Source organism: Buttiauxella sp. B2 (assembly GCF_006376615.1).
GTDB lineage: Bacteria > Pseudomonadota > Gammaproteobacteria > Enterobacterales > Enterobacteriaceae > Buttiauxella.
This window is the reverse complement of the sequence record NZ_VEXQ01000007.1, coordinates 66613-85549: the sequence shown is the minus strand read 5'-3', so window position 1 is coordinate 85549 and position 18937 is coordinate 66613. Positions and strand designations below refer to the sequence as shown.

The following is an 18937-nucleotide window of genomic DNA, read 5'->3' as shown; positions in this document are numbered from 1 at the left end:
GTCAGTCATGGTTAAGCTTGATAAGAACGATCCTCTGATGCTGGCAAGACAACTGCCAAATAAATCTGTAGCCCTGATTCTGGCTGGTGGGCGCGGTACCCGATTGAAAGATTTAACCTCTACGCGAGCCAAGCCTGCTGTTCACTTTGGTGGCAAGTTCCGCATCATTGATTTTGCGCTGTCAAATTGTATTAACTCGGGTATCCGCCGTATTGGTGTCATTACCCAATATCAGTCGCATACGCTGGTGCAGCATATTCAGCGCGGTTGGTCATTTTTCAGTGAAGAGATGAATGAATTTGTGGATTTGCTTCCGGCGCAGCAACGTGTACACGGTGAAAACTGGTATCGTGGCACGGCTGATGCGGTTACGCAGAACCTCGATATTATTCGCCGTTACAAAGCGGAATATGTCGTTATCCTCGCGGGTGACCATATCTACAAGCAAGACTACTCGCGCATGTTGATTGACCACGTAGAAAAAGGTGCGCGTTGCACTGTGGCATGTATGCCTGTGCCACTGCATGAAGCTTCGGCTTTTGGCGTGATGGCGGTTGATAACGAAGATAAAATTATCGAATTTGTTGAGAAACCGACTAACCCTCCGTCAATGCCTGGTGACGATACCAAAGCGCTTGCCAGCATGGGGATCTATGTTTTCGATGCCGATTACCTTTACGAATTGCTGGAAGCTGACGACAAAGACGACTCCTCAAGCCATGACTTTGGGAAAGATATTATCCCGAACGTAATGAAATCAGGCGTTTGTTTTGCACATCCATTCCCGCTTTCCTGCGTGCAGTCTGACCCGAATGCCGAGCCGTATTGGCGCGACGTAGGGACGCTGGAAGCCTACTGGAAAGCTAACCTCGACCTCGCCTCTGTGACGCCAGAACTGGATATGTATGACCAGGAATGGCCAATCCGTACTCATATGGAACCGCTGCCACCGGCGAAGTTTGTGCAAGACCGCTCAGGTAGCCACGGCATGACGCTGAACTCATTGGTTTCTGGCGGCTGCATTATTTCCGGCTCGGTAGTCGTTCAGTCGGTGTTATTCCCGCGCGTGCGCATTAACTCGTTTTGCAACATTGACTCTTCAGTATTGTTGCCAGACGTACAGGTTGGGCGCTCTTGTCGTTTACGCCGTTGCATTATCGACCGTGCCTGTGTCATTCCTGAAGGCATGGTGGTTGGGGAAAACGCAGAGGAAGATGCACGCCGTTTCTACCGTTCCGAAGAAGGCATTGTGCTGGTCACGCGTGAGATGCTTGCAAAGTTATCTAATTAAGTAGTGGAATTGACCTCCGCGCAGCAAGGGCTGCGCGTTGTAGTTTTATCGTTTGGCGTACCTGAAGTTTGATCATAGATAGCGCCACGACTTTCCATATGGGAGCGATAATGCAGGTCCTACATGTATGTTCTGAAATTTTTCCCCTGTTGAAAACAGGTGGCCTGGCAGATGTTATTGGTGCGCTACCGGCGGCACAAATCGCAGGCGGCGTTGAGACGCGAGTCTTACTGCCCGCATTTCCTGACATTCGCCGTGGAATTGTCGATGCGCAGGTAGTTGCGCACCGTGACACCTTCGCGGGTCATATGACTTTGTTATATGGCCATTTCAACGGCGTGGGGATTTACCTCATTGATGCCCCACATTTATATGACCGTCCTGGCAGCCCGTATCACGATACCAATCAGTTCGCTTACACCGACAACGTGCACCGATTTGCACTATTAGGTTGGGTGGGTGCTGAGATGGCATGTGGTCTGGACCCCTTCTGGCACCCGGATATCGTTCATGCGCACGACTGGCATGCGGGACTGGTGCCAGCGTATCTGGAGGCTCGTGGTCGGCCAGCAAAGTCGGTATTTACCGTTCACAACCTGGCTTACCAGGGGCTGTTTTATGCCCATCATATGAGTGAAATTGACCTGCCATGGTCGTTCTATGACATGAATGGTCTGGAGTTTAACGGTCAAATTTCGTACTTGAAAGCTGGTCTTTACTATGCTGATCATATTACGGCGGTCAGCCCGACCTATGCGCGCGAGATAACCGAACCGCAATTCGCCTACGGTATGGAAGGGCTGTTGCGCCAGCGTCATCGTGAAGGGCGGTTGTCCGGTATCCTCAATGGTGTTGACGAAAAAATTTGGGACCCTGCGCACGACTTGCTGCTGGCTTCTCGCTACACACGAGATACCCTCGAAGATAAAGCTGAAAACAAACGCCAGTTGCAGGTGGCGATGGGGTTAAAAGTTAACGACAAAGCACCTCTGTTTGCAGTGGTGAGCCGTTTAACCAGCCAGAAAGGTTTGGATTTGGTGCTGGAAGCGTTGCCTGGTTTACTTGAGCAGGGCGGGCAGCTGGCATTATTGGGCGCAGGTGACTCGGTGATGCAGGAAGGATTTCTTGCGGCGGCAGCGGAACATCCAGGGCAGGTTGGGGTTCAAATCGGTTATCACGAAGCTTTCTCGCACCGCATTATGGGTGGCGCTGACGTGATTATGGTCCCGAGCCGTTTTGAACCTTGTGGCTTAACGCAATTGTATGGTTTGAAGTACGGTACTTTGCCGCTTGTGCGGCGTACAGGCGGGCTTGCGGATACAGTGTCCGACAGTTCGCTCGAAAATCTGGCTGACGGCATCGCCAGTGGATTTGTGTTTGAAGACAGTAATGCCTGGTCGCTGTTAAGAGCGATTAGACGTGCCTTCGTGTTGTGGTCTCGCCCTTCGCTGTGGCGATTTGTTCAGCGTCAGGCCATGGGCATGGATTTTAGCTGGCAGGTGGCGGCGCATTCCTACCGCGATCTGTACCAACGTTTGCTGTAGCCATTACCAGGAATCACTGATATGAATGCACCCTTTTCCTATGCTTCACCGACGCTCAGTATTGAGGCATTAAAGCACTCAATCGCCTATAAGCTGATGTTTACAGTTGGGAAAGACCCCGCCATTGCGAATAAGCATGAGTGGTTGAACGCCACGTTATTTGCAGTTCGCGACCGGCTGGTAGAGCGCTGGTTGCGTTCTAATCGTGCTCAGCTTTCCCAGGAGGTTCGCCAGGTTTACTATCTGTCGATGGAGTTTTTGATTGGTCGAACGCTTTCTAACGCACTGCTTTCATTAGGTATCTATGAAGATGTTAAAAATGCGCTGGAGGAGATGGGCCTCGATCTTGAAGAGTTGATTGACGAAGAGAACGACCCCGGCCTTGGCAATGGCGGGCTCGGTCGTCTCGCCGCCTGTTTCCTCGATTCACTAGCGACACTCGGTTTGCCTGGCCGTGGTTACGGTATTCGCTACGACTACGGTATGTTCAAACAGAATATTGTTGATGGACGCCAGAAAGAGTCCCCGGACTATTGGCTCGAATATGGCAACCCGTGGGAGTTCAAACGCCACAACACACGCTACAAAGTGCGCTTCGGCGGCCGTGTGCAGATGGAAGCGAAAAAATTCCGCTGGGTAGAAACGGAAGAAATTTTGGCGGTAGCGTATGACCAGATAATCCCTGGCTACGACACCGATGCAACCAACACTTTGCGCCTGTGGAATGCGCAGGCGAGTAGTGAAATCAACCTCGGTAAATTTAACCAGGGTGATTACTTCGCGGCAGTTGAAGATAAAAACCATTCGGAAAATGTCTCACGCGTGCTCTATCCGGATGACTCAACCTATTCAGGCCGCGAACTGCGTTTGCGTCAGGAATATTTCCTCGTGTCCTCCACCGTGCAGGACATTCTCAGCCGCCATTACCAGCTCCATAAGACTTATGACAACCTGGCGGATAAAATCGCCATCCACCTTAACGACACGCACCCAGTGTTAGCAATCCCCGAGCTGATGCGTTTGTTAATCGACGAACATAAGTTCAGCTGGGAAGATGCGTTTGAAGTGACTTGTCAGGTATTTTCGTACACCAACCACACGTTGATGAGCGAGGCGCTGGAAACCTGGCCGGTTGATATGCTGGGCAAAATTCTGCCGCGCCATTTGCAGATAATCTTTGAGATTAACGACTACTTCCTGAAAACCTTACAGGAGCAGTATCCGAACGATACGGCGTTGCTTGGTCGTACTTCGATTATTGATGAGTCAAATGGTCGCAAAGTACGCATGGCGTGGCTTGCTGTGGTTGCCAGCCACAAAGTTAACGGTGTTTCTGAGCTGCATTCCAACTTGATGGTGCAATCTCTGTTTGCCGATTTTGCCGCTATTTTCCCAATGCGCTTTTGCAATAAAACCAATGGCGTGACACCACGTCGCTGGCTGGCTCTGGCTAATCCCCCGCTTTCGGAAGTGCTTGATGAAAACATTGGCCGGACCTGGCGTACCGATCTAAGCCAGTTAAACGAGCTGAAGCAGCATATTGATTACCCAACCGTGCATCAGGATGTGCGCAAGGCGAAACTCGCCAACAAGAAGCGCCTGGCAAGTTACATCGGCCAGCAACTGAATGTGGTGGTGAATCCGAATGCGCTGTTTGATGTCCAAATCAAACGTATTCACGAGTACAAACGCCAGCTGATGAACGTGCTGCATGTGATTACGCGCTACAACCGGATCAAGGCCGACCCAACAGCAGATTGGGTGCCGCGTGTGAACATCTTCGCCGGAAAAGCGGCGTCGGCGTATTACATGGCGAAACACATCATTCATCTCATCAATGATGTGGCTGCGGTGATCAACAACGACCCAGACGTCAAAGACCGACTGAAAGTGGTGTTTATCCCGAACTACAGCGTAAGCCTCGCACAAATCATTATTCCTGCGGCGGACCTTTCCGAACAGATTTCTCTGGCGGGAACTGAGGCTTCCGGCACCAGTAATATGAAGTTTGGCCTAAACGGTGCGCTGACTATCGGCACACTCGACGGTGCAAACGTCGAAATGCTGGAGCATGTTGGGGCAGATAACATATTTATCTTTGGTAATACGGCGGAAGAAGTCGAAACGCTACGGCGTAAAGGCTATCAGCCGCGTGAATATTATGAAAAAGATGAAGAGTTGCATCAGGTGCTGACGCAAATAGGTACCGGTACGTTCAGCCCTGGCGAGCCTACTCGCTACCGCGATCTGTTGGATTCACTGATTAACTTTGGTGATCACTATCAGGTACTTGCGGATTACCGCAGCTATGTGGATTGCCAGGACAAAGTCGATGAACTGTATCGCCAGCCGGAAGAGTGGACTATTCGCGCCATACACAATATTGCCAACATGGGCTATTTCTCGTCTGACAGGACGATTCAGGAATATGCCGATGAGATTTGGCATATTAAGCCAGTGAGATTGTAGGAGCTAAAACCATCCAACCCTCTCCCTGAAGGAGAGGGTATTACCCTGAACGGGAAGCGGCAGTTGTGGGCTGTTTTAGCACAACTCCAGTAACACATTGTTCTCGGCAATCACCTGCATTACGCCCGCAGGTGGCAAGATGTCGGTGTAAACCTGATCCACCAGGCCGATACTGCCAAGATTCACCATCGCGTTACGGCCAAACTTCGAATGGTCAACAACCAACATTACGCAGCGCGAGTTTTCAATAATGGCGCGTTTGGTACGAACTTCGTGATAATCAAACTCCAGCAATGAGCCATCACCATCAATACCACTGATACCCAAAATGCCAAAATCCAGGCGGAACTGGGAGATAAAATCGAGAGTTGCTTCACCAATAATCCCACCGTCACGGCTGCGTAACTCACCGCCCGCCAGAATAATGCGGAAATCTTCTTTTACCTTGAGCGTATTTGCCACATTGAGATTGTTGGTCACCACGCGCAAATTGCTGTGATTCAACAACGCATGGGCGACCGCTTCCGGCGTGGTGCCGATATCAATAAACAGCGTGGCACCATTAGGGATCTGGCTAGCAACCTTCCGGGCAATACGCTCTTTTTCCGCAGTCTGAGTGGCTTTACGGTCGTGCCACGGTGTATTCACTGAGCTTGAAGGCAGAGCTGCCCCACCGTGATGGCGCATGATCAAATTCTGGTCTGCCAGATCGTTCAGATCGCGACGAATTGTTTGCGGGCTGACAGCAAACTGCTCGACGAGCTCTTCGGTGCTGACATAGCCTTGTTTTTTTACCAGTTCGACAATCGCATCATGACGTTGTGTTTGCTTCACGCTGTTTTATTCTCCTGAAATGCTATGTTCGTTTTCGCGCATGCATTGTATCAACCAGAGCCATCGCAAGCCCAACCACCAGACCGGTAATGTGTGCGGCGTTGGCGATCGACATTCCTAAAACATCGAAAAATCCTATCACAATCCACAGCACTGCAAAGGCTAAAAGCCCGCGCTGCATATAGATACCGCTGTCAGGATCGCGTTCACCACGTAGCCAGACATAACCCATTAGCGCGTAAACAACCCCAGATAGACCACCAAAAAGTGGGCCTCCGAACTTAGCCTGCACGTAACCACTTAATAAAGCTGAAATCAGCGTCAGTGTAATGAGTTTTCCGCTGCCGAGGCGCTTTTCGAGTGGGCCACCGAGATACCACCACCATAGCAAGTTGAATGCGATATGCATTATTGAGAAGTGCATCAACGCGTGGGTGAAATAGCGCCATAATTCATAGTGCAAACTGTCTTTATAGGGCCATGCTAACCAGACCATTACTGCTCGGTCGCCGATAACTTGCATCAGCAAATAAACCAACACGCAGGCAGCCATGATAAGCAGTGTGAAAGGGCCCGCTTTTTGTTGCACAGTCGCAAGGAATGGGAAGCGCTGGTAACGCAAACCGCTGCCGGTATGGCCGGTATTCCAGCTGGCAGCCAGATAACGAGAATCGCCTGGATTCGCGAGGAATTGTTCAAGCTCTGCACGAACGCGGGATTCCTGGCTGTCATTTGCCAGCCAGATATCACTTTGCTCATGCTGTTGAATCGTAAGGATAATGCCCTGCGTCGCCATATAGTCGACAAATGCCTGCGCTACTCGCGGGTTGGCAAACGAGGTAATCATGATCATAAAGTTTCAACCAAATCCGTACAAAAGGAAGCAGTATACCTGCAACGCAGCGATTTCTTGATGACTTACGATGCGCCGTGTTCGACTTCCGCCGGGAAATGGCGATGCCATGCGTCAAAACCGCCGTCGACGCTATAGACCTGGTCGTAACCTTGTTGCAGCAAATATTGCGCTGCACCTTTACTGCTATTGCCGTGGTAGCACATCACCATCACTGGTGTTTCAAATTCAGTTTGTTGCATAAAGGCAACTAGTCTGTCGTTAGTCAGATGAAATGCGCCAGGCGTATGGCCCATCGCAAAGCTCTGCGGATCGCGGATATCCACTAACACTGCCAGTTTTTGCTGCAATTTCTGGTGTGCTTCTTCTACACCAATACACTCAAAAGTTTCCATAGATTTGCTCGTCACTTTATTGAATCGGCTTGCGCCATATTAAGGGAATCTGCCCTCTGGCCGCTGATATTAACGTCATTATGTTATCCATATCACGCAGTAATGTTTTTTTTTCGTTACAAAGCGCGCGTAGTCTTGCTAGTATGAGCGATAACGAACATATTTGAACTTTAACGAAAGCGTGTGAGGGCAGCATGGAAACTAAAGATCTGATTGTGATTGGCGGAGGGATTAACGGGGCAGGTATCGCCGCTGACGCCGCAGGCCGTGGTTTATCCGTGTTGATGCTCGAAGCTCAGGATCTGGCTAGTGCAACATCCTCGGCCAGTTCAAAATTGATCCATGGTGGCCTGCGTTACCTGGAACATTACGAGTTCCGCCTGGTGAGTGAAGCATTAGCCGAGCGCGAAGTACTGCTGAATATGGCACCGCATATTGCCTTCCCAATGCGTTTTCGTTTGCCTCATCGTCCTCATTTACGCCCTGCGTGGATGATTCGTATTGGTCTGTTTATGTATGACCATCTCGGTAAGCGCACTAGCTTGCCTGCTTCCACCGGTTTGCGTTTTGGCGCAGACTCCGTTCTCAAACCGAATATCGTGCGCGGTTTCGAATATTCTGACTGCTGGGTAGATGATGCTCGCCTGGTATTGGCGAATGCGCAGATGGTGATGCGCGAAGGTGGCGAGGTGAAAACCCGTACCCGCGCAACCCGTGCATGGCGTGAAAACGGCTACTGGATTGTCGAAGCACAAGATATTGATACTGGTGAAACCTTCACCTGGCGTGCGCGTGGTCTGGTAAATGCGACGGGTCCGTGGGTGAAAAACTTCTTTGACGATGGCCTGCAATTGCCTTCGCCATACGGCATTCGCCTTATTAAAGGCAGCCATATTGTGGTGCCTCGCGTTCACAATCAGAAGCAGGCTTATATTCTGCAAAACGAAGACAAGCGTATTGTATTTGTTATCCCGTGGATGGATGAGTTCTCTATTATTGGTACCACCGATGTGGAATATAAGGGTGACCCGAAAGCTGTCCATATCGATGATAATGAAATCAATTATTTGCTGGCTGCCTATAACGCGCACTTTAAAAAGACGTTGAGCCGCGACGATATCGTCTGGACTTACTCTGGTGTGCGTCCGTTGTGTGACGATGAATCTGACTCGCCGCAGGCAATCACCCGTGACTACACGCTCGATATTCATGATGAGCAAGGTAAAGCACCGCTGCTGTCAGTGTTTGGCGGCAAGCTCACCACTTATCGCAAGCTGGCGGAACATGCGCTGGATAAGCTGAAAGCTTATTACCCGAAAATGGGGCCTGCCTGGACCAAAGGTTGCACTTTACCGGGTGGTGATATTAATGGAGACCGCGATGATTACGCTGCGCAGTTACGCCGTCGCTACACATTCCTGAGCGAAAGCATGGCTCGTCGTTACTCACGTACCTACGGCAGCAATAGCGAATTAATTCTGGCGGGTACTACCTGCGTCAGTGATTTGGGTGAAGACTTCGGCCACGAGTTTTACGAAGCCGAATTACGTTATCTGGCCGATCATGAGTGGGTTCGCGGCGTTGACGATGCTATTTGGCGTCGTACCAAGCTTGGAATGTGGCTGAGCAAAGAGCAACAGGCTCGGGTGTCACAGTGGTTGGTAAAGCGGGGTGGTAAGGCGCGGTTATCGCTGGCATCTTGATGTAAATGACGGATGGCGTGAGCGCCATCCGTCACAAACTAAACTCCGTATCCCATCATCTTCAGCAATTTCTGCGCATGCAATACCGCATCCTGCCGATGTGCGACTCCTAATTTCTGATACAAATTACGAATGTGCGTTTTAATCGTTGTTGCTGCGACATCCAACTCTCCGGCGATTTGTTCATTACTGTAGCCTGAATAAATCAGACCCAGTACTTGCCATTCACGTTGAGTCAGCGGGCTGGTGCGAATAAGCTCCGGCACTTCAGGATGCGTCAATAAGCGGTTAACGAAGTTCTCATCAAAGTGGGCGAACTTATGGCGGTGATGCTGGTTTATCTCACGCAAAATGCGCTGCGCACGATGTTGATCCAATTCCGGCAGCGTGTTGAGCTGAATAAGTTGGCGCAATTGCTGCGCCATCGCTTCACCTTCAATCACAAAATGGCTGATAAACCCGGTGCGATTAGCCAGCGCTAATGCTTCCAGTAAAACGCGTTGAGCATCGCTTTTACGCCCGGCCTGCCAGTAAAGCTGGTTTAACAACAGCAAGTTGCGGTTGAGATCGCTCATCAAACGCAGACTGCGTGCATTTTCGTTTAATTCTTCCAGTACGATTTCAGCCGGTTCAAAATCACTCAGCAAAATTTGCGCTCGAGCGATATTGCGCCATTGGCTTTGCAAGAAATGGTTATTAGCAAACTCAGGCTTCGGCGTCAGATGCAGCCAGTTGGCGGCAGATTTTTTATCGCCCGTCATTTGCCAGTAAATCACCCGCACTTTGTCAGCGTTGGAAACCCAATCGCTGTGGAACGCACCATTCCCAAGCAAGTTCTCCAGACGGTTCAGGTGATTACGTGCGTTGTCCAAATCTCCCCTAGCCAGCGAACATTGCACTAGCAGCGCCAGACACTGTAATTGTTGTTGTGGCTGATATCCGGAAAGCACTTCCAGACCCATGCGTGTTGTCGCTTCGGCTTCATCCAACCGCGACCACGCCCAAAGCAGTTGTGCGCGAATACGCAGTAAAAACTCATGGAGCGGGAGTTGTTCAAGGTGCTGCTCTTCAATCAGAGCAAAAGCTTTTTCCTGCGATTCCCACGCTGACTGGAGGAAACCCTGGGCTAATAAAATTTCGCTCTGCTGACATAAACCCCATAACGCGTAGTGCCACATGTCATGGCGGCGCGCCATTTGTTCGGTTTGCTGCATAACAGAAAGAGATTTGGTGAGCTCGCCTTTGCAGTGCAGCACTTCACCATGAACTGAAGTCGCGACAATCCGGCTGTAAAAACTGGCCAGTGGGAGCGTCTCCAGCGCAACCATTGCCAGACGTTCGGCTTCATCAGGATTACCGTCATTAATGGCAACCTGGGCGCGTAATGCATTGAATTCGCCGTGCATGGTATCGTCCATCACGACATCCATTTCCTGCTCGGCACGAGCTAAAAGCGTGTTCACTTCGCTGTAGCGGTGCTGGCTTTGCATCAGCCATGCCTGTAACAGCACAAGCTTAGGATTAGCCAACAGACTTTCCCACGGCAGCGCTTTTAAAGATTCTTCCAGTAACGCTAATTCGCTGTGATTGAACAGCGCCCAGGCGTGATTGAGCAGGATATCGCGCAACAGGCTGGCATCACCTGCGGCTAAGGCGTGGTGAATGGCTTCGCTTGGAAAACCTTGAGCCATCCAGCTTTCGGCTGCGGCACGATGAATTTCCGGGAGTTCAGTTGCAAGTTCCCACTGGCAGCGTTGGCGCAAAAAGTTGCCAAACAGCGGATGGAAGCGGAACCATTCACCACAGTCATCCATACGTTGGATAAATAACCCCTGACGTTCCGTTTCTTCAAGGCGCATTTGGCCGTTTTCTTCGCCGGTGACGCGTACAATCAGGGCATCATTCATCGAGCGTAGAATCGAGCTACGCAACAGGAAGTTACGGGTTTGCACATCGACATTATCCAGCACTTCATCCGCCAGGTAGTCAGATAAATGGCTGGCATTGATGCCGGAAAGCCGGCGAGCAGAGTGCTGCGCCGAGGAGTTACTATTTTGCCGGGCGGAAAGCGCAATAAGTTGCAGCGCGGTTGCCCAGCCTGCGACATCATCACACAGGCTATTGCTCTCGACATGCTCGAGTGGCGAAATCAGCCGATGGTCAAAAAATAGTTTCGCTTCGTTGTGGGTAAACGCGAGTTGTTGGCTGCCGATTTCCAGCAGTTGATCGCGCACTCGCAAATTAGCGATGCCCAATTGTGGCAGGTTGCGCGACAGTACCACCAAAGTCAGGTTTTCTGGCTGGTGGCGAATGAAAAAGCGCATTGCTTCGTGAATAACGGGATTGGTTATCAGATGGTAATCATCAATGACCAAAAACAGTGGGCGATGCCATTCCACCATTTCGATAAAAAGCTGAGCAAATAAAGCCGTCAGACTTGAGTACTGGCGTTTTTGTACCATCACTTCGCTGGTGACACAGTGACCCGACGTGGCCTGTTGAATTGCCGCGATTAAGTAACTTGCAAAGCGTTCTTGCTGGTTATCCCCTTCATCAAGGGAATACCAACCCAATTCATTTTTCCCCGTCGCCCACTGAGAAACCAGTGTTGTCTTTCCATAGCCGGCTGGGCTGGTAATTAGCGCCACTCGATAATTATTGGCCGTCGATAACTTCATCAACAGACGGTCGCGGACCACTGTATTTTCCAGACGTACTGGACGACTTAATTTGGAGGGGATCAGCATGGTCTGTCACTTCACTGTGTATAAAATGTGTACGAATGTGAATTTTTTTACGCTTCGTAATTAATGCTTACTACAAGGTCGACCAGATTGTGCGTTATTGCAAGATTGTTGAGGGTTTCAGGCGTTGTAAGTTGCTCCTGGTCACAATTCTATTCATTAAATGAATCCAATCTGAAATTGTTGGGGTCCAAGACGGAAAGCTCAGGGTTGGTGGGTATTTTGGCCCTGAGAGTCTAACTTTAAGTGGCGGTGATCACATTTTTAGCTACTCCCCGCTACTCCTCCCTCCCTAATCCCCCACGGGATGAGGAATTAGCCCAGGCCACCCGTCAAACTAACGGGTAATGAAATTAGAACATCACAGGACCCGAGCCCCCATGTCACAGACGACCTTCAATCAAGCACAATTCCAGGCTGCACTGACCCGTCAGTGGCAGCGTTACGGGCTGCACTCAGCCTCCGCAATGAACCAGCATCAGTGGTGGCACGCTGTCAGTGGCGCATTGGCAGAATTATTGGCGGCTCAGCCTGTCGCTAAACCGGAAAAAAATCAGCGGCACGTAAACTACATCTCAATGGAGTTTTTGATTGGTCGCCTGACGGGTAACAACTTGCTGAACCTGGGTTGGTATCAGGAAGTGGCGGATGAACTTAAAGCATTCAATATCAATCTGACTGATCTTCTGGAACAAGAAACCGACCCGGCTTTAGGTAACGGTGGTTTGGGTCGTCTTGCGGCGTGTTTCCTGGATTCCATGGCGACAGTCGGCCAGTCGGCGATTGGTTACGGTCTGAATTATCAGTACGGTCTGTTCCGCCAGTCCTTCAAAGATGGCCACCAGATGGAAGCGCCGGACGACTGGAAGCGCGGCAGCTATCCGTGGTTCCAACACAATTCTGCGCTCGACGTACAAGTTGGCGTGGGTGGCAAAGTGATTAAAGACGGTGAGAATATTCGCTGGGAACCGGCGTTTATCTTCCACGGCGAAGCCTGGGATTTGCCGGTTATTGGTTACCGTAACGGTGTGGCGCAACCTCTGCGCTTGTGGCAAGCAAAGCATGCCCACCCATTTGATTTAACCAAATTTAACGACGGCGATTTCCTGAAAGCAGAACAACAGGGTATCGACGCTGAAAAACTGACTAAAGTACTTTACCCGAACGACAATCACCTGAATGGCAAAAAACTACGCCTGATGCAGCAGTACTTCCAGTGCGCGTGTTCTGTGGGCGATATTTTACGCCGCCACCATCTGGCGGGCCGCAAGCTTGCGGAACTGGCTGATTACGAAGTGATTCAGCTTAACGATACCCATCCAACTATCGCGATCCCTGAACTGTTGCGCGTACTCATCGACGAGCATCAAATGAGCTGGGACGATGCCTGGGCTATAACCAGCAAAACCTTCGCTTACACTAACCACACCCTGATGCCTGAAGCACTGGAGTGTTGGGACGAGAAACTGGTAAAAGCTTTGCTCCCGCGTCATATGCAGCTAATCAACGAAATTAACGCCCGCTTTAAGAAGCTGGTAGACAAAACCTGGCCTGGGAATGAAGCCGTGTGGGCGAAACTGGCGGTGGTTCACCACAAACAAGTCCGCATGGCGAATATGTGTGTGGTCAGTGGTTTTGCGGTAAACGGCGTGGCAGCACTGCACTCCGACTTGGTAGTGAAAGATTTGTTCCCTGAGTATCACCAGTTGTGGCCGAACAAATTCCACAACGTTACCAACGGTATTACGCCACGTCGCTGGATAAAACAGTGCAACCCGGCTCTGGCCGCGCTACTCGACAAAAAGCTTAAGAAAGAGTGGGCTAACGATCTGGATGTGTTGGAAGGACTGGAAAAATACGCTGATGACGCGAAATTCCACAAGGAATACCGTGAGATCAAATACCAGAACAAAGTGAAGCTGGCCGCGTTTGTGAAAGCACGTACCGGTATTGTGATAAGCCCTGATGCGTTGTTTGACGTGCAAATTAAGCGTTTACACGAATACAAACGCCAGCACTTGAACCTGCTGCACATTCTGGCTCAATACAAAGAAATTCGTGAAAATCCGAAGGCTGACCGTGTACCGCGTGTGTATCTGTTTGGTGCGAAAGCGGCACCGGGTTACTACCTGGCGAAAAACATAATCTTCGCAATCAACAAAGTTGCGCACGCAATCAACAACGATCCGGTTGTTGGCGACCAACTGAAAGTGGTGTTCCTGCCGGATTACTGTGTTTCTGCGGCAGAAGTGATGATCCCGGCAGCCGATATCTCCGAACAGATCTCTACCGCAGGTAAAGAGGCATCTGGCACTGGCAATATGAAACTGGCTCTGAATGGTGCGTTGACCGTCGGTACACTGGACGGGGCGAATGTGGAAATCGCCGAGAAAGTCGGTGCAGAAAACATCTTTATCTTTGGTCATACCGTGGAAGAAGTGAAGGCTCTCAAAGCCAAAGGTTACGACCCGGTGAAATGGCGTAAGAAAGACAAAGTGCTGGATGCGGTGCTCAAAGAACTGGAGAAAGGCATTTACGCCGAGGGTGACAAACATGCTTTCGACCAGATGCTGCACAGTATCGGCAAAGAAGGTGGCGACCCATATTTAGTTATGGCAGATTTCACGGCTTATGCGGCAGCACAGAAACAAGCGGATGCGTTGTATCTTGACCAGGAAGCGTGGACGCGTGCCGCTATTCTTAACACGGCTCGTTGCGGCATGTTTAGCTCAGACCGCTCCATTCGTGATTATCAGCAACGTATCTGGCAGGCAAAACGCTAAGGGAACGCGATGGACAGCAAACGTCTTGATAACGCCGCCCTGGCGGCGGGAATTAGCCCAAACTACATTAACGCCCACGGCAAACCGCAGGCTATTCCTGCAGATACCAAGCAGCGTTTGCTGGAGGCAATGAACCTTACCACCACCTTGAAAAAAGTGGCGGTAACTCCGGTGGCAAATGTCCTGGTGTTTACTTCCGGTACTCGCATGGCGACGGTACTGGAAGGAAACGGTGATTACAGCTGGCAGTTGACCACCGAGGACGGTAAGCAGCACAAAGGGCATGCTCTGGCGGGTAAAAAGCTAGCGCTGCCTGCGGCACTTCCGGAAGGTTATCACGACCTTACGGTCAGCCAGGATGAACATCACTGGCAATGCCGCGTGATTGTGGCACCGAAGCGTTGTTATGAATCCGCCGCTCTGTTACAGGATGAAAAACTGTGGGGTGCGTGCGTTCAGCTCTACACATTACGTTCCGCCCATAATTGGGGAATTGGTGATTTCGGTGACCTGCAGCGCATGCTGGTGGATGTGGCAAAGCGGGGCGGTGCGTTTATCGGCCTGAATCCGATTCACGCGCTCTACCCTGCAAATCCTGAAAGTGCCAGCCCATATAGCCCGTCATCTCGCCGTTGGTTGAACGTGATTTATATCGACGTGAATGCGGTAGATGATTTCTTACTCAGTGACGAAGCGCAGACGTGGTGGAATATGCCCACTACGCAGGCGACCCTGAAAGCAGCACGGGATGCGCAGTGGGTAGATTATTCCACCGTGACTGTTCTGAAAATTACCGCACTTCGCATGGCGTGGAAGCAGTTTTCTCTGCGTGGTGCGCGCGATGAGCAAGTTGTTGCGTTCCAAAAGTTTGTGCAGGAAGGCGGCGATAGCCTCTATTACCAGGCAGCGTTCGACGCGCTGCATGCTTATCAAGTGAAAGAAGATGAAATGCGTTGGGGCTGGCCAGTTTGGCCGGAAGGTTTCCGTGATGCACATAACCCAGAGGTGAAAGCTTTCTGCACAGAGCACAGTGACGAAGTGAATTTCTACCTGTGGCTGCAATATTTGGCGTACGTTCAGTTTGAGATGTGCTGGCAAACTAGCCAAAGCTTTAAGATGCCGATTGGCTTGTATCGCGACTTAGCCGTTGGCGTGGCAGAAGGTGGCTCAGAAACCTGGTGTGACCGCGAACTGTACTGCCTAAAAGCATCTGTCGGTGCCCCACCTGATATTCTTGGCCCTCTTGGCCAGAACTGGGGTTTACCACCGATGGATCCGCATGTAATTACTGCGCGTGCCTATCAACCGTTTATCGAACTGTTGCGTTCCAACATGACAAGCTGCGGTGCATTGCGTATTGACCATGTTATGTCGATGCTGCGTTTGTGGTGGATACCTTACGGTGAAACGGCAGACAAAGGTGCCTATGTGCATTACCCGGTTGACGATCTACTGTCGATCCTTGCGTTGGAAAGTAAGCGTCACAATTGTATGGTGATCGGCGAAGATCTGGGGACAGTTCCGGTAGAGATTGTCGGCAAGCTGCGCGACAGCGGAGTTTACTCGTACAAAGTGCTCTATTTCGAGCACGATAACGAGAAACAATTTCGTGCCCCTAAATCGTGGCCGAAACAGTCGATGGCGGTGGCAACCACTCACGATTTACCAACGCTGCGTGGTTACTGGGAAAGCGGTGATTTGACGTTGGGTAAAACGCTTGGCTTATATCCTGATGAAGAAATGCTGACTGAGCTGTATCAGGATCGCGAACGCGCTAAACAGGGTTTGCTGAATGGTTTGCATGAGTATGGTTGTTTGCCAAAACGAGCAGGGCACAAAGCCTCGCTGATGGCGATGACCTCCACGCTAAATCGCGCAATGCAGCGTTACATTGCCGATAGCAACAGTGCTCTGCTGGGCCTGCAACCGGAAGATTGGTTAGGTATGGCGGAGCCGGTCAATATTCCAGGCACTAGTTACCAGTATAAAAACTGGCGGCGTAAGTTATCGACATCGCTTGAGACGATGTTCGCAGACGCTGAAGTGAATAAGTTGCTCAAGGATTTGGATAAGCGACGTAAAAAGAGATAAGCGTAATGTCGGATGTCGCTTGCGCTAATCCGACCTACGAAAGAGGTTGTAGGGTGGATGTCGCTTGCGACATCCACCTTTTAATCAGTAGTAAGAGTGCTCGCCACGCTGGTGCTCGGTCAAATCACGAACGCCTTTCAGTTCCGGGAACTCTGCCAACAGTTGCTTCTCGATGCCTTCTTTCAGGGTCACATCGACCATTGAACAGCCGTTGCAGCCGCCGCCGAATTGCAGAATGGCGAAACCTTCATCGGTGATTTCCATCAGTGTAACGCGGCCGCCGTGCCCTGCCAGCTGTGGGTTAACTGTTGCTTGCAGCATATATTCAACACGTTCCATCAGTGGCGCATCGTCAGACACCTTACGCATTTTTGCGTTTGGCGCTTTCAGCGTCAGTTGTGAACCGAGTTGGTCTGTGACGAAATCAATTTCAGCATCTTCAAGATAAGGTGCACTCAATTCATCAACGTACGCGGTCAGCTGCTCGAATTTGAGGGCAGTATCTGATGCTTCTACCGCATCCGGCGGACAGTAAGAAACCCCGCACTCCGCATTTGGAGTACCAGGATTAATGACGAATACGCGAATTTGCGTCCCTTCTTCCTGACCTGCCAGCAGTTTGGCAAAGTGAGATTGTGCTGTATCGGAAATACGGATCATAACGATTGCTCAATAGTTGACTATTTTAGTCGGTTATAATACGCCCATCATCGAGGGTCTACAAGGTTCGACAAAGGCACCATACCTGGATAGTCGCCGCGCCCTGCTTTTTCAGCAACCGCGCAATCTCCGCCACCGTACTGCCCGTCGTGACGACATCATCCACAATAATTATATGGCGGCCAGCCACGGGAAAATCAACCCTGAAAGCACCTTTAAGATTGTTGCGACGCATCCGGGCGTTGAGTTGATGCTGCGTATGAGTAGCGCGTATCCGTCTGATTCCTTGCGGTAAATATTCACATTGCAGCCAGTGGGAAAGGTGGCTTGCCAGCAGTGCGCTTTGGTTAAAGCCTCGACGCCAGGCGCGGCGTGAATGCAGCGGAACACTAACAATGCAATCTGGTTTCTGCCTCTGAGAATGCCGTCTGGCATCCAGTACGCTTATCAGCATTAATCGCGCCAGAGCCTGTGCCAGTGCGACGGTGGCGTTAAATTTGAAGCGATGAATAAGCAGGTTTAGCGGTGGACAGTAATCGGTAACAAAGACGAGTGCATCCCATGCTGGCGGTTTTTGCAGACAGCGACCGCAAGGTGACTGTGTCCAGGCACAGGGCAATCCACAGCGCGGGCAGCAGGGCGGTGGCGTAGGTAATGCTTTGGCACAGCAAGAACAAAATCCCCATTTTGCACAAGCGAGTGGCATCTGGCATAGCCAACATAGCCCTGGGATTGTTAGCATATTCGCTTCCTTGCAGAGAAAAATGAGAACAGTAACTGATGAGCAAGCTTTGGTGGCAGACAAAAGGTGAAGGAAAAGACGATCTTGTGCTGCTGCACGGATGGGGACTGAACGCGGAAGTGTGGCATTGCATTTGCGAGGAACTAAGCTCGCATTTTCGTCTCCATCTTGTCGATTTGCCAGGCTATGGCCGCAGCCAGGGTTTTGGTGCGCTGACTCTCGAGGAAATGGCAGAATTAGTGTTAGCGCAGGCACCAGACAGAGCTATTTGGCTTGGATGGAGTTTAGGTGGGTTGGTAGCAAGCCAGGTTGCATTAAAGTATCCACAGCGAGTGAAAGGGCTGGTGACGGTCGCATCTTCACCGTGTTTTACCACTCACGGCGACTGGCCGGGCATCAAGCCTGAAATTCTTGCGGGTTTCCAGCATCAGCTAAGTGAAGATTTTCAGCGCACCGTGGAACGTTTTCTGGCGCTACAAACCTTGGGTACAGAAACTGCACGGCAGGATGCTCGCCGCCTGAAATCAGTAGTACTTGAGCAGCCAATGCCGCGCATTGAGGTGTTAAACGGTGGTCTGGAAATCCTGAAAACGGCAGATTTGCGCGAGCCTTTGAAACATCTCACTGTGCCTTTCTTGCGCTTGTATGGTCATCTTGATGGGCTGGTGCCGCGCAAAATAGCGGGTTTGCTGGATGTACACTTGCCACAAAGTAAAACGGTGATTTTCCCGAAAGCCGCCCATGCGCCGTTTATTTCTCATCCGCATGACGTTTGCCAGGTTCTTGAGGAATTTCAAAAGCAGCTTTAAATAAAAAAGGCGGGATTAG

At 50.7% G+C, this 18937-nt stretch carries 13 protein-coding genes; 7 read left to right on the top strand and 6 right to left on the bottom strand.

Features of this window, described 5'->3' with window-relative positions:
• The first annotated feature begins 7 nt into the window (after positions 1 to 7).
• The 3 genes from glgC to glgP all read left to right on the top strand — a co-directional run bounded on the left by glgC (position 8) and on the right by glgP (position 5304).
• On the top strand, positions 8 to 1291 hold the full coding sequence (gene glgC, locus FH968_RS10395; RefSeq protein ID WP_139879092.1) for a glucose-1-phosphate adenylyltransferase: 1284 nt from the start codon (positions 8 to 10) through the stop codon (positions 1289 to 1291).
• A 110-nt stretch (positions 1292 to 1401) separates the two neighbouring features.
• Positions 1402 to 2835, top strand: coding sequence for a glycogen synthase GlgA (gene glgA, locus FH968_RS10390; RefSeq protein WP_139879090.1), 1434 nt, complete (start codon positions 1402 to 1404; stop codon positions 2833 to 2835).
• Between the two features lie 21 nt (positions 2836 to 2856).
• The gene (glgP, locus tag FH968_RS10385; protein ID WP_139879087.1) at positions 2857 to 5304 is read left to right on the top strand and encodes a glycogen phosphorylase; all 2448 of its coding nucleotides are present in this window, start codon (positions 2857 to 2859) and stop codon (positions 5302 to 5304) included.
• A 75-nt stretch (positions 5305 to 5379) separates the two neighbouring features.
• On the opposite strand, the gene FH968_RS10380 is transcribed toward glgP, so the two are convergent.
• The 3 genes from FH968_RS10380 to glpE all read right to left on the bottom strand — a co-directional run bounded on the left by FH968_RS10380 (position 5380) and on the right by glpE (position 7386).
• The gene (locus tag FH968_RS10380; RefSeq protein WP_139879085.1) at positions 5380 to 6138 is read right to left on the bottom strand and encodes a DeoR/GlpR family transcriptional regulator; all 759 of its coding nucleotides are present in this window, start codon (positions 6136 to 6138) and stop codon (positions 5380 to 5382) included.
• 22 nt (positions 6139 to 6160) lie between these two features.
• On the bottom strand, positions 6161 to 6991 hold the full coding sequence (gene glpG, locus FH968_RS10375; protein ID WP_139879083.1) for a rhomboid family intramembrane serine protease GlpG: 831 nt from the start codon (positions 6989 to 6991) through the stop codon (positions 6161 to 6163).
• Between the two features lie 65 nt (positions 6992 to 7056).
• A complete protein-coding gene (gene glpE / locus FH968_RS10370) occupies positions 7057 to 7386 on the bottom strand; it encodes a thiosulfate sulfurtransferase GlpE (RefSeq protein ID WP_139879081.1) in 330 nt (109 codons plus the stop codon).
• A 194-nt stretch (positions 7387 to 7580) separates the two neighbouring features.
• Between glpE and glpD the strand changes: the two genes are divergently transcribed.
• Positions 7581 to 9089, top strand: coding sequence for a glycerol-3-phosphate dehydrogenase (glpD, locus tag FH968_RS10365; protein ID WP_139879079.1), 1509 nt, complete (start codon positions 7581 to 7583; stop codon positions 9087 to 9089).
• A gap of 38 nt (positions 9090 to 9127) precedes the next feature.
• Here the strand turns inward: glpD and malT are convergent, their stop codons facing one another.
• Positions 9128 to 11836, bottom strand: coding sequence for an HTH-type transcriptional regulator MalT (gene malT / locus FH968_RS10360; RefSeq protein ID WP_139879077.1), 2709 nt, complete (start codon positions 11834 to 11836; stop codon positions 9128 to 9130).
• 377 nt (positions 11837 to 12213) lie between these two features.
• On the opposite strand from malT, the gene malP reads away from it, so the two are divergent.
• Together malP and malQ are read left to right on the top strand one after the other, a co-directional pair.
• Positions 12214 to 14616, top strand: coding sequence for a maltodextrin phosphorylase (gene malP / locus FH968_RS10355; protein ID WP_139879075.1), 2403 nt, complete (start codon positions 12214 to 12216; stop codon positions 14614 to 14616).
• Positions 14617 to 14625: 9 nt separating this feature from the next.
• Complete coding sequence (gene malQ, locus FH968_RS10350; RefSeq protein ID WP_139879074.1) at positions 14626 to 16707, top strand: 4-alpha-glucanotransferase; 2082 nt, start codon at positions 14626 to 14628, stop codon at positions 16705 to 16707.
• A gap of 84 nt (positions 16708 to 16791) precedes the next feature.
• Here the strand turns inward: malQ and nfuA are convergent, their stop codons facing one another.
• Together nfuA and gntX are read right to left on the bottom strand one after the other, a co-directional pair.
• Positions 16792 to 17367: a Fe-S biogenesis protein NfuA gene (gene nfuA / locus FH968_RS10345; protein ID WP_034460317.1), complete on the bottom strand. Its 576-nt coding sequence runs from the start codon at positions 17365 to 17367 to the stop codon at positions 16792 to 16794.
• A gap of 58 nt (positions 17368 to 17425) precedes the next feature.
• Positions 17426 to 18109: a DNA utilization protein GntX gene (gntX, locus tag FH968_RS10340; RefSeq protein WP_139879073.1), complete on the bottom strand. Its 684-nt coding sequence runs from the start codon at positions 18107 to 18109 to the stop codon at positions 17426 to 17428.
• Between the two features lie 38 nt (positions 18110 to 18147).
• Between gntX and bioH the strand changes: the two genes are divergently transcribed.
• Complete coding sequence (gene bioH, locus FH968_RS10335) at positions 18148 to 18918, top strand: pimeloyl-ACP methyl ester esterase BioH (protein WP_139879072.1); 771 nt, start codon at positions 18148 to 18150, stop codon at positions 18916 to 18918.
• Positions 18919 to 18937: the final 19 nt, after the last annotated feature.